General features: G+C 72.7%; 10 protein-coding genes and 1 tRNA gene. 4 read left to right on the top strand and 7 right to left on the bottom strand.

What is annotated here, in order from left to right; all coding sequences use genetic code 11:
- Nucleotides 1-232: 232 nt before the first annotated feature.
- From thrB to ABD709_RS14075, 3 genes are read right to left on the bottom strand one after another with little or no spacing between them, the layout of a single operon-like run.
- Nucleotides 233-1,147, bottom strand: coding sequence for a homoserine kinase (gene thrB, locus ABD709_RS14065; protein WP_344776450.1), 915 nt, complete (start codon nt 1,145-1,147; stop codon nt 233-235).
- A complete protein-coding gene (thrC, locus tag ABD709_RS14070) occupies nt 1,144-2,244 on the bottom strand; it encodes a threonine synthase (protein WP_344776451.1) in 1,101 nt (366 codons plus the stop codon). The genes thrB and thrC overlap by 4 nt, the downstream gene beginning before the upstream one ends.
- Nucleotides 2,241-3,557, bottom strand: a complete 1,317-nt coding sequence (locus ABD709_RS14075; protein ID WP_344776453.1) for a homoserine dehydrogenase — start codon at nt 3,555-3,557, stop codon at nt 2,241-2,243. Before ABD709_RS14075 ends, thrC begins: the two co-directional genes overlap by 4 nt.
- A 69-nt stretch (nt 3,558-3,626) precedes the next feature.
- On the opposite strand from ABD709_RS14075, the gene gad reads away from it, so the two are divergent.
- Together gad and ABD709_RS14085 are read left to right on the top strand one after the other, a co-directional pair.
- The gene (gene gad / locus ABD709_RS14080; RefSeq protein WP_344776455.1) at nt 3,627-4,988 is read left to right on the top strand and encodes a glutamate decarboxylase; all 1,362 of its coding nucleotides are present in this window, start codon (nt 3,627-3,629) and stop codon (nt 4,986-4,988) included.
- A gap of 1 nt (nt 4,989) precedes the next feature.
- Nucleotides 4,990-5,733, top strand: a complete 744-nt coding sequence (locus tag ABD709_RS14085) for an exonuclease/endonuclease/phosphatase family protein (protein WP_344776457.1) — start codon at nt 4,990-4,992, stop codon at nt 5,731-5,733.
- A gap of 6 nt (nt 5,734-5,739) precedes the next feature.
- Here ABD709_RS14085 and lysA read toward each other — a convergent pair whose 3' ends face one another.
- On the bottom strand, nt 5,740-7,140 hold the full coding sequence (gene lysA / locus ABD709_RS14090) for a diaminopimelate decarboxylase (RefSeq protein ID WP_344776459.1): 1,401 nt from the start codon (nt 7,138-7,140) through the stop codon (nt 5,740-5,742).
- A 13-nt stretch (nt 7,141-7,153) separates the two neighbouring features.
- On the bottom strand, nt 7,154-8,809 hold the full coding sequence (gene argS / locus ABD709_RS14095; protein ID WP_344776461.1) for an arginine--tRNA ligase: 1,656 nt from the start codon (nt 8,807-8,809) through the stop codon (nt 7,154-7,156).
- A 95-nt stretch (nt 8,810-8,904) separates the two neighbouring features.
- Between argS and ABD709_RS14100 the strand changes: the two genes are divergently transcribed.
- Together ABD709_RS14100 and ABD709_RS14105 are read left to right on the top strand one after the other, a co-directional pair.
- Nucleotides 8,905-8,977: transfer RNA gene (locus ABD709_RS14100), tRNA-Arg, on the top strand.
- A 57-nt stretch (nt 8,978-9,034) separates the two neighbouring features.
- Complete coding sequence (locus ABD709_RS14105) at nt 9,035-9,535, top strand: DUF2231 domain-containing protein (RefSeq protein ID WP_344776463.1); 501 nt, start codon at nt 9,035-9,037, stop codon at nt 9,533-9,535.
- A 27-nt stretch (nt 9,536-9,562) separates the two neighbouring features.
- On the opposite strand, the gene ABD709_RS14110 is transcribed toward ABD709_RS14105, so the two are convergent.
- Together ABD709_RS14110 and ABD709_RS14115 are read right to left on the bottom strand one after the other, a co-directional pair.
- Nucleotides 9,563-10,477, bottom strand: coding sequence for an LCP family protein (locus ABD709_RS14110; RefSeq protein WP_344776465.1), 915 nt, complete (start codon nt 10,475-10,477; stop codon nt 9,563-9,565).
- Nucleotides 10,474-11,139 (bottom strand): hypothetical protein, encoded by a 666-nt coding sequence (locus ABD709_RS14115; protein ID WP_344776467.1) that lies wholly within the window; start codon nt 11,137-11,139, stop codon nt 10,474-10,476. Before ABD709_RS14115 ends, ABD709_RS14110 begins: the two co-directional genes overlap by 4 nt.
- Between the last annotated feature and the right edge of the window lie 113 nt (nt 11,140-11,252).

Below are 11,252 nucleotides of genomic sequence, written 5' to 3' on the forward strand. Positions count from 1 at the left end.
GAATCGATGCTTTCCGTCACGTGAGGTCCTTCCCACGTATTCACGGCCCGCCCGGGAGCCTTCACGGAGTGTCCGGGTGGCCGGCTTCTGGTGGTTCCCGCAGCCGAACGGCGCCCGTGCAGACGGGCGGAGGGCTGAGAGAGGTGCGCGTCTCGGGATCGGCCCGGTGTCGCGCGCGCCGGATTCGGCGCGCCGTCAATGTACCACCGGGCGGCCGCCGACGTGGCCCGGCTCACCAGCCGGCGGCGCCCCGGGTGTCGATCGGCAGCTCGAGCACGGTCCAGGCGTCGGGGCAGTGCGTGCCGAGCCGCTCCGCGCCGTCGCCGTCGGCCGCCGCGGTGAACGCCAGCACCGTCGGGCCCGCACCGGAGATGATCGCGGGCGTGCCCTGGGAGCGCAGCTCCTCGACGAGGTCGAGGCTCGCCGGCATCGCCGCGCGGCGATAGGACTGGTGCAGCCGGTCGGCCGTGGCTCGCAGCAGCTGGTCCGGGCGTCCGGCGAGCGCGGCCACGAGCAGCGCGGCGCGTCCGGCGTTGGCGGCGGCGTCGGCGTGCGGCACCAGGTCGGGCAGCAGGCCGCGGGCCGCCTCGGTGGAGACCCCGTCCGGCGGGACGAAGACGACTGCTCCGATCCGCGGGTCGACCGACCCCGGTACGGCGAAGAACGTCCCGTCGACATCGTCGCGCCCGGCGATGGTGAACCCGCCCAGCAGCGCGGGAGCGACGTTGTCCGGGTGCCCCTCGATCTGCGCGGCGAGGTCGAGCAGCGCGTCGTCGTCGAGCAGCAGCCGGCCGCCCGCCACGAGCTCGCGCGCGAGCCACACCCCGGCGACGATGGCGGCCGAGGAGGACCCCAGCCCGCGCGCGTGCGGGATGACGTTGTGGCAGGTCAGCCGGAGCCCGGCGGGCCGGGCGTCCAGGCGGTCGAAGGCCGCCCGCATCGAGCGGACCACGAGGTGGCTCGCGTCGCGAGGCACGTCGTCACGGCCGATGCCCTCGACCCGGACCTCCAGGCCCCCGTCGGTCACCTCCGCCTCGAGCCGGTCGCGCAGCCCGAGCGCGAGACCGAGGGCGTCGAAGCCCGGCCCGAGGTTGGCCGACGTCGCCGGCACCGACACCCGGACCGGGCCCGCGGCGAAGCCGTTCACCTCAGGGCGGCCGTCTCGACCAGACCGGCGGCCGAGGCGACGGCGGAAAGGTCTGCGTCGACGACCTCGTCGACGACGGTGCCACCGGCCTCGGCGAAGCCCTCGAGAGCGGTGGCGGTGTCCTTGAGCCCGTGCCCGGTGACCGTGACGACCACGGTCTTCCCGGTGTAGCTCTCCCCCGCCTTCAGCTCCTGCAGCAGCCCGGCGACGCCGGCCGCGCTGGCGGGCTCGACGAAGACGCCGTCGGCACGGGCCAGCTCTCGCTGCGCGGAGAGGATGTCGTCGTCCTCGACGGCCGCGAACCGGCCGCCCGACTGCTCGGCGGCACCGACCGCGAGGTCCCACGAGGCGGGGTTGCCGATCCGGATCGCGGTGGCGCGGGTCTCCGGGTCGGCGACCGGTGCGCCGGTCACCAGCGGACTGGCGCCCGCGGCCTGGAAGCCGCGCATGACCGGGCGCCTCGACGAGCGGCCGAGGTCGGCGTACTGCGTGTAGCCGAGCCAGTACGCCGAGATGTTGCCGGCGTTGCCGACCGGCAGCAGGTGGTAGTCCGGGGCGTCGCCGAGGAAGTCGACGATCTCGAACGCGGCGGTCTTCTGACCCTCGAGCCGCACCGGGTTCACCGAGTTGACCAGCGCGACCGGGTAGGCGTCCGCGAGCTCGCGCGCGAGCCGCAGGCAGTCGTCGAAGTTGCCCCGCACCATGATCACGTGCGCGCCGTGGATGATCGCCTGCGCCATCTTGCCCGCGGCGATCTTGCCCTCGGGGACGAGCACGAGCGGGGTCAGTCCGGCCTTGGCGGCGTAGGCGGCCATCGACGCCGAGGTGTTGCCCGTCGACGCGCAGACGCAGGCCTGCGCACCCTCGTGCTTGGCGACCGAGATCGCGGCCGTCATACCACGGTCCTTGAACGAACCGGTCGGGTTGTCGCCCTCGACCTTGAGGTGCACCTCGGCGCCGGTCAGGCCGGAGAGCCACTCGGAGTGCACGAGCGGGGTGCCGCCCTCCCGGAGCGTGACGGCCGGAGTGTCCGCCGGGATGTCCAGGAGGTCGCGGTACTCCTCGACCACCCCTCGCCACTGGGCACGCGCGGTCATTCCTCGGTCCCTTCCACCCGCATCACCGAGGTGACGTCGCGGACGATGTCCATGCCCCGCAGCTCCTCCACGGTCGCGGCGAGCTGGGCGTCGGTGGCCTCGTGCGAGACGACGACGAGCTGCGCGTCGTCGTCGCGGCCCTCCTGGCGGACGGTCTGGATCGAGACGCCGTGGCCCGCGAACGCGGTCGCGACGGCGGCGAGCACGCCCGCGCGGTCGTCGACGTCGATCGCGACGTGGTAGCGGGTGCGCGCCTCCCCCATCGGCACCACGGTGCGGTCGGCGTACGCCGACTCGCCCACGCCGCGGGTGCCCTGGCGGTGGTTGCGCGCGACCGTGACCAGGTCGCCGAGCACGGCGCTCGCGGTCGGGGCGCCGCCCGCGCCGGGGCCGTAGAACATCAGCTGGCCGGCGGCCTCGGACTCGACGAAGACCGCGTTGTAGGCCTCGCGCACGCTGGCGAGCGGGTGCGACCTCGGGATCATCGCCGGGTGCACGCGGACGCAGACCGCCTCGTCCCTGTGCCCGCCCTCGCCCTCGGTCGTGCGGAGCTCGGCGATCGCGAGCAGCTTGATCACGCTGCCCATGTCGCGGGCGGACCGCGCGTCGCCGGCGGTGACCTCGCTGATCCCCTCGCGGTGCACGTCGGCCGCCGTCACCCGGGAGTGGAAGGCCAGGCTCGCGAGGATCGCGGCCTTGGCCGCGGCGTCGAAGCCCTCGACGTCCGCAGTGGGGTCGGCCTCGGCGTAGCCCAGCGCCTGCGCCTCCTCCAGCGCCTCGTCGAAGCCGCTGCCCGCGGTGTCCATCCGGTCGAGGATGAAGTTGGTGGTGCCGTTGACGATGCCGAGCACCCGGGTGACCTTGTCACCGGCGAGCGACTCGCGCAGCGGTCGCAGGATCGGGATGGCACCCGCGACGGCGGCCTCGTAGTAGAGGTCGCGCCCGGCCTTGTCGGCCGCCTCGTAGAGCGTCGGGCCGTCCTCGGCGAGCAGCGCCTTGTTGGCGGTGACCACGGAGGCGCCGTTCTCGAGCGCGGCGAGGATCAGGCTGCGGGCGGGCTCGATGCCGCCGATCACCTCGACCACGACGTCGATGTCGCCCCGGCAGACCAGGCCCATCGCGTCGGTGGTGAGCAGCTCCGCCGGTACGTCGACCTCCCGCGGCGCGTCGAGGCGGCGTACGGCGACACCGGCGAGCTCGACGGGGGCGCCGATCCGCGCCGCCAGGTCGTCGGCCTGCGCGCGGAGCAGGCGGACCACCTGGGACCCGACCGATCCGCAGCCGAGCACGGCGACCTTGAGGGGATTGCTCACGGCGCAAGGTTATCGGCGCCCGCTTCCGGGGCGCCCCCGCCGTCCACCTGGCGGGGCTATCGTCGCGCCGTGACCGACGACGCGGCGGACATCACCCCCGCCTACACCGGCCGGCTCGGCATGGAGCCGCTCCCCGCTCTCCGGCTCCCCGACGACGCGATGTCGCCGCGGGCGGCCTACCAGTTCATCCACGACGAGCTGATGCTCGACGGCAGCTCGCGGCTGAACCTGGCGACCTTCGTGACCACCTGGATGGACCCGGAGGCCGGTCAGCTGATGACCGAGGCGCTGGACAAGAACATGATCGACAAGGACGAGTACCCGGCGACCGCGGCGATCGAGCAGCGCTGCGTGGCGATGGTCGCCGACCTCTTCCACGCGCCCGGGCTCAGCGCGAGCGACCCGTCGTCGGCGACCGGCGTCTCGACGATCGGCTCCTCGGAGGCCGTGATGCTCGCCGGCCTGGCGCTGAAGTGGCGCTGGCGCGCGCGGCGCGGCGACGCGGCGGCCCGGCCGAACCTCGTGCTGGGCAGCAACGTCCAGGTCGTGTGGGAGAAGTTCTGCCGCTACTTCGAGGTGGAGCCGCGGTACCTGCCCGTCGAGCGCGGCCGCTACGTGATCACCCCCGAGCAGGTCCTCGCCCACGTCGACGAGGACACGATCGGCGTGGTCGGCATCCTCGGGACCACCTTCACCGGTGAGCTCGAGCCGATCGCGGAGATCTGCGCGGCGCTCGACGAGCTCGTCGCGAAGGGCGGCCCGGACGTCCCGGTCCACGTCGACGCGGCGAGCGGCGGGTTCGTCGTGCCGTTCCTGCGCCCCGAGCTCGCGTGGGACTTCCGGCTCCCGCGGGTGGCGTCGATCAACGTCAGCGGTCACAAGTACGGCCTGACCTACCCCGGCATCGGCTTCGTCGTCTGGCGCGAGGCCGCGGCGCTGCCGGAGGAGCTGGTCTTCCGGGTGAGCTACCTCGGCGGCGACATGCCGACCTTCACGCTGAACTTCTCCAGGCCGGGCAACCAGGTCATCGGGCAGTACTACAACTTCATCCGGCTGGGCCGGGCGGGCTACACCTCGATCATGACCAGCCTGCGCGACACCGCGACGTGGATCGCGGAGCGGCTCGCCGAGACCGCGGGGATCGAGGTGATCACCGACGGGTCGGCGATCCCGGTCGTGTCGTTCACGCTGGAGGGTGACCCCGGGTTCACCGTCTACGACCTGTCGCACGAGCTGCGCAACGGCGGCTGGCAGGTGCCTGCCTACCCGATGCCGGCGGACGCCACGGACGTCTCGGTGCTCCGCATCGTGGTGCGCGAGGGGTTCAGCCACGACCTCGCCGGTCGGCTCTTCGAGGCGTTCCAGACCGCGTACGCCCGGCTGCAGGCGGGGGTGCGGCCGCAGTCCGACGCCAGCGGATTCGCCCACTGACGTGGTCGTCGTCGCCTCCGCGAACATCCTCTACACGCTCGGTCGCGAGGACGCCCGGACCGCCCTGGGGCAGGTGCTCGGCGCCGGCCCGGACCTGGTCGGGCTGCAGGAGTGGTACGTCTCGCGGCTCGGCCTGCTGCGTGAGCACGGCGACGTGCGGGTCGTCCCCGGTGGCCGGCTCGGCGCGAGCCGGCGGTCGGCGTACCACTTCGTCTCGGCGGTGGGTGGCGGCAACGTCGTCGGGGCCCGCGCGGACCGCTTCGACCTGGTCTCCGCGAGTGCACCGTGGCTCAGCCGGATCGGCCGCTCCGACCGGCCCGACCGGCTCCTGCGCACCGAGCCGCCCCGCGAGGCCACGGTCGGGGTGTACCGGGACCGCCGCACCGGCGGCACGGTGGCGGTCGTGAGCTACCACCTGGTCTCGGGAGGCACCACGGCCGACGGCTACCGCGCCGACCGGCCGGTGCTCGCCCGCCGGCACCGCGACGAGGTACGCCGGCTCGAGCGCCTGGTCGCCGGGCTGCAGCGCGCCGGCCACGTCGTCCACGCCGTCGGCGACGCCAACTACGACCTGCTCCGCCTCACCGGGCTCACCTCGGCCTGGCAGGGCCGCGAGGACCACGCGGGCACCATCGGCACCGGCACCCGCAAGATCGACGACGTGCACGGCCCCGGCCCCGCGACCGACGTCCGGCTGCTGACCACGCCGTCGGACCACCGCGCGGTGATCGCGACGCGGGACTGAGCCGGCTCAGCCGACGTCGGTGGCGAGCAGGTCGTCCTCGGTCTCCCGGCGTACGACGACCCGCGCCTCACCGTCGCGGACCGCGATGACCGGTGGCCGGAGCGCGTGGTTGTAGTTGGAGGCCATCGACCGGCAGTAGGCGCCGGTGCCGGGCACGGCGAGCAGGTCGCCGGGAGCGACGTCGCCCGGGAGGAATTCGTCGCGGACGACGATGTCGCCGGCCTCGCAGTGCTTGCCGACGACCCGCGCCAGGACCGGCGGGGCGGTGGAGGACCGGCCGGCCAGCGTGCAGGAGTAGTCGGCGTCGTAGAGCGCCGTGCGGATGTTGTCGCTCATCCCGCCGTCGACGCTGACGTAGGTGCGGACCGCTCCGGCGTCCAGGGTGACCGGCTTGACGGTGCCGACGGTGTAGACGGTGCACATCGCCGGGCCGACGATCGCGCGACCCGGCTCGATGGAGAGCCGCGGTGCGTCGACGCCGAGCGCCCGGCACTCGTGCTCGACGATCTTGCCCATCTCGGTCGCGAGCTGCGCCGGGTCGGACGGGTCGTCCTGGGTCGTGTAGGCGATGCCGAAACCGCCGCCGAGGTCCATCTCGGGCATCGTGACGCCCAGCTCCTCGGAGACCTGCGCATGCAGCGCGAGCACCCGGCGGGCGGCGACCTCGAACCCGGAGGCATCGAAGATCTGGCTGCCGATGTGCGAGTGGAGACCGAGCAGCTCGATCCCCTCGGCCTCCTGGAGCCGGCGCAGCGCGTCGAACGCGTCGCCGGAGGTGATGGAGAGGCCGAACTTCTGGTCCTCGTGCGCGGTGGCGATGTACTCGTGGGTGTGCGCCTCGACGCCGGCCGTGACGCGGAGCATCACCCGCGCGGTGCAGCCGGTGTCGCGGGTGATCATCTCGAGCCGCTCGATCTCCTGGACCGAGTCGACGATGATCCGGCCGACGCCCTCGGAGACCGCGCGGCGCAGCTCGGCGATCGACTTGTTGTTCCCGTGGTAGCCGATCCGGGCCGCGTCGAAGCCGGCTCGTAGCGCGACGGTCAGCTCCCCCGCCGAGCAGACGTCGAGGCACAGCCCTTCCTCGGCGATCCACCGCGCGACCGCCGTGCAGAGGAAGGCCTTGCCGGCGTAGTAGACGTCCCAGCCCGCGAACGCGTCCCGGAAGGCGCGGGCGCGGGTGCGGAAGTCCTCCTCGTCGAGCACGTAGGCGGGCGTGTTGTGGTCGGCCACCAGGTCGGCGACCGGCACTCCCCCGACGACCAGGTCGCCGGCGTCGTCCTTGTAGGCCGTCGACGACCACAGCTGCGGGACCAGGTCGTTGACGTCACGCGGCGGCTGCAGCCAGGCCGGTCCGCGGAGTGCTCCAGGCGCGTGCGCCCAGCCGGCCTCGTGGGTCGTGCTCATCAGCGTCTCCCGGTCACATGCGCTCGGGCGCGGTGACGCCGAGCAGGCGCAGGCCGTTCGCCAGCACGACGCGGGTCGCCTCCACGAGCATCAGGCGGGCGCGGTGCAGGTCGCCGGTCTCCTCGTCGCCCATCGGCAGCACGCGGCAGTTGTCGTAGAACCGGTGGTAGGTGCCGGCGAGCTCCTCGAGGTAGCGCGCGATCCGGTGCGGCTCGCGCAGCTCGGCGGCGGCCTTGACCACCCGCGGGAACTCGGCGAGCGACCGCAGCAGCTCGCCCTCCTTCTCGTGCGTGAGCAGCTCGGGGTGCGAGACCGGCTCGACACCGAGCTGGGCCGCGTTGCGCATCAGGCTCGCGATCCGGGCGTGGGCGTACTGCACGGTGAAGACCGGGTTGTCGTTGGTCTGGCGCGCCCACAGGTCCAGGTCGATGTCGATCTGGCTGTCCACGTGGTAGCGGGCGAGTGCGTAGCGCGCGGCGTCCACCCCGATCGCGTCGACCAGGTCGTCGATCGTGACGACGGTGCCTGCGCGCTTGGACATCCGCAGCGGCTCCCCGTCCCGGACCAGGTTGACCATCTGGCCGATCAGGATCTCCAGGTTCACGTGCGGGGTGTCACCGAACGCCGCGCACATCGCCATCATCCGGCCGACGTAGCCGTGGTGGTCGGCGCCGAGCATGATGAAGCAGCGGTCGAAGCCGCGCTCGCGCTTGTCGAGGTAGTAGGCGAGGTCACCGGACAGGTACGCGCCGTTGCCGTCGGACTTGATGACCACGCGGTCCTTGTCGTCACCGAACTTCTCGGTGGCCAGCCAGACCGCGCCGTCCTTCTCGTAGATGTTGCCGAGCTCGCGCAGCCGCGCGACGGCGCGGTCGACCGCGCCACTCTTGTGCAGCTCGTCCTCGTGGAAGTAGACGTCGAAGTCGACACCGAAGTCGTGCAGGGACTTCTTGATCTCGCCGAACATCATGTCGACCCCGAGGGCGCGGAACGTCTCCTGAGCCTCCTCCTCCGGCTGCTGGAGGACGTCGGGCCGCTCCTTGACGACGGCCGCCGCGATGTCGTGGATGTACTGACCGCCGTAGCCGTCCTCGGGCGCCGGCTCGCCCTTCGCGCTGGCGAGCAACGACCGGGAGAAACGGTCGATCTGCGAGCCGTGGTCGTTGAAGTAGTACTCGCGGGTGACCTCCGCGCCGGTCATCTCGAAGATCCGGCCGAGGGCGTCGCCGACGGCGGCCCACCGGACCCCGCCGATGTGGATCGGGCCGGTCGGGTTGGCCGAGACGAACTCGAGGTTGATCTTCTCGCCGGCGAACGCGTCCGAGGACCCGTACGTCGTGCCGGCGGCCACGATGTCGGCGGCGACCTGGCCCTGCGCACCCGCCTCGACGGTGATGTTGAGGAATCCCGGACCGGCGACCTCGACGTCGCCGATGCCGTCGGCGGCGCGCAGCCGCTCCGCGAGCAGCTCGCCGAGGGCCCGCGGGTTCGTGCCCGCCTTCTTCGCCAGCTGCAGCGCGATGTTCGTGGCGTAGTCGCCGTGCCCCTTCTGCCGCGGACGCTCCACCGTCACCTCGGCCGGCACTCCGTCGGGCAGGGTGAGCGCACCCGCGTCGACCAGGGCCGTCAGGCCGTCGACGATGGTGGTGGAGAGCTGCGCAGGAGTCACCGGGCAAGGGTATCGGCGGGTACCGTTTTCTCTTCCACCGATATCGACCGGTAGGGTTCGTCAGCGCGCAGGACGTGGCAGCACGGCTTGCGGTTGCCTCCGTAGCTCAGGGGATAGAGCACTGGTTTCCGGTACCAGGTGTCGCAGGTTCGAATCCTGCCGGAGGCGCCCCTGCGGCCGCACGCAGTCAGGTGCTTTGCAGGTCCGTCGCCGCACCCTGGCGGGGTGTTCGATCTGATCAACGGTCTCCCCGTCCACCCGCTCGTCGTCCACGCGGTGGTGGTGCTGCTGCCCCTGGCCGCCCTCGGCACCCTGGCGATCGCGGTGCGCCCGGCCTGGCGAACCCGCTACGGCTACCTGGTGACCGCGGCGGCCCTCGTCTCGGTGGCGCTCATCCCCGTGGCCACCTCGAGCGGCGAGGCGCTGGAGGAGCACGTCGGCAACCCCGGCGAGCACGCCGAGCTCGGCGACCAGCTGATCTGGTTCGCGATCCCCCTGCTCCTCCTCGCGGCGGCGCTGACGTGGTTGGGCCGGAGAGCCGAGCGGGCCGCCGCCGAGGACGCCCCGGCGGCTGCGCCCGGTCCCGGCCTGACCCGGACCGTCGCGACGCTCGCGGTCGTCGCCGCGCTGGCCGCGAGCGTCCAGATCTACCGCGTCGGCGACTCCGGAGCCCGCGCGGCCTGGGGCGACAAGGTCAGCTCGACGGCCTCGTCCGACGACCACTGACGGCACTGGACAGGGCTCGACAAGGGCTCAGCAGCTCTCCAGGGTCGCGTCGTCGCGAGCCTCGTCGCCGTAGCGCTGGGCAGCGGCGACGTCCGGTGTGACCACGCTGGCGCCGTTGATGTCGGCGAAGCCGCCGTGCACCACGCAGTTGGTGACCTTCGCCGGGTCGATGTCGGCCAGCACGTGCGCGAACCGGAACAGCTCCGACGGCGACAGGTCGGTCGCCAGGTTCTGCATCACCGACAGCACCCCGCGGGCGATGAAGCCCGGGTCGCCCTGGTGGGCGCGGACCTGCTCCTGGATGCCACGGATCACCCGGTCCTGGTTGGCGGACCGGTCGAAGTCGCCCCCGGCGAGCGGGTGCCGGATCCGCGAGAACTTCAAGGCGTTCAGGCCGTTGAGGTGGAGGGTGCCCGCGTCGAAGCTGCCGATGGCCGAGTCGGTGAACGAGATCGGGTTGTGCACGGTGATGCCGCCGATCGCGTTCACCATGTGCTGGAAGTAGAGGAACCGGGTGACGAAGACGTAGTCCGGCTGCACGCCGACCAGGTTGCCCACGGTCTGCCCGAGGAGGTCCGGGCCGCCGTAGTAGAGGGAGGCGTTGATCCGGTCGGAGCCCACTCCCGGGATCGAGACGTAGGAGTCGCGCGGGATCCCGATGTCGGCGGCGGCGTGGGTCTTGAGGTCGAGGAAGATCAGGTGCAGGGCGTCGCCGCGGGTGTGCAGCATGTCCTCACCGGGCCGCGCGTCGGAGCCGACGGCGAGGACGGTGACGATGTCCTTGCCGTGCGCGAGCTTGCCGAGGTCGGTCCCCTCGGCCACCTGCACCTTCATCAGCGCGACGTCGGTGGGGTGCACGGCGCTGTCGGGCACCACCAGAGCGACTCCGGCGAGCGCGATCGCCAGCGGGACGGTGCGCAGGATGCGGCGCAGGACGGTCACGAGCGCCCCTTCTTCTTGTCGGAGTCCTTCTTCTGGGGCCGGGCGTTCTGGGGCGAGGCGCCGACCACCCGGGGCGTCGCGGTGACGTCGTAGCCGAAGACCCGCCACGCTCCGCTGTCGTGGGAGAGCTGGAGCAGGCCGCGCACGGCCAGGATCCGGTCGGTGTCGCCGGAGGTGTGCACGCCGAGCGCGACCGTCGCGATGACGCCGGCGGCCCGCCCGTGCACGGCCAGGATGTCCAGCGCCACGGAACGGCGTACGGCGACCGGGTCGGTGGCTCCGTCCGGGAGCGCCGCGGCGGTCATGATCTGCCGGTCGCCCTCGGCCAGCTTCGCCGCGCCGGTGGTGAACCCGGGGAAGTCCTGGTCGTCGCCGCCCGAGGAGAGGTAAGCGGCGTCCCACCAGCCGTCCACGACGGAGGTGACCTGGGTCAGCACGGCGTGCCGGCGGTGCTTCGACAGCCGGCCGCCTGTGACGTTGCGCACCTTCGCGGTGGTCTGCACCGAGGAGCCTCCCCCGCTCGGCGTACCGCCGCCCGAGCCGTCGCCGGAGCCCGAGGAGTCGTCGCCGGAGCAGCCGGCGACGGCCAGGGCGAGCGCCAGGAGCGGCGCCGCCAGGCGCGTCGCGCGGCCCGCCGCGGACGCGTGTGAAGCTGTGAGCAAGGCGCTCGGATCCTCCCTGGTCGGCGGCGTCGGGACCGGTGTGCCCGGGGCCGTGGATGTGTAGCCGGTTACACAGTGCCCCAAAGGGTGGCCCAGGCCCGGTATTTGCTTCG

The sequence above is a fragment of the Nocardioides panacisoli genome (genome assembly GCF_039537325.1).
GTDB lineage: Bacteria > Actinomycetota > Actinomycetes > Propionibacteriales > Nocardioidaceae > Nocardioides > Nocardioides panacisoli.

Coding starts and splice junctions, on each gene's coding strand:
- thrC (WP_344776451.1), bottom strand. CDS start 2,244: ATGACCGCGCGTGCCCAGTGGCGAGGGGTGGTCGAGGAGTACCGCGAC.
- lysA (WP_344776459.1), bottom strand. CDS start 7,140: ATGAGCACGACCCACGAGGCCGGCTGGGCGCACGCGCCTGGAGCACTC.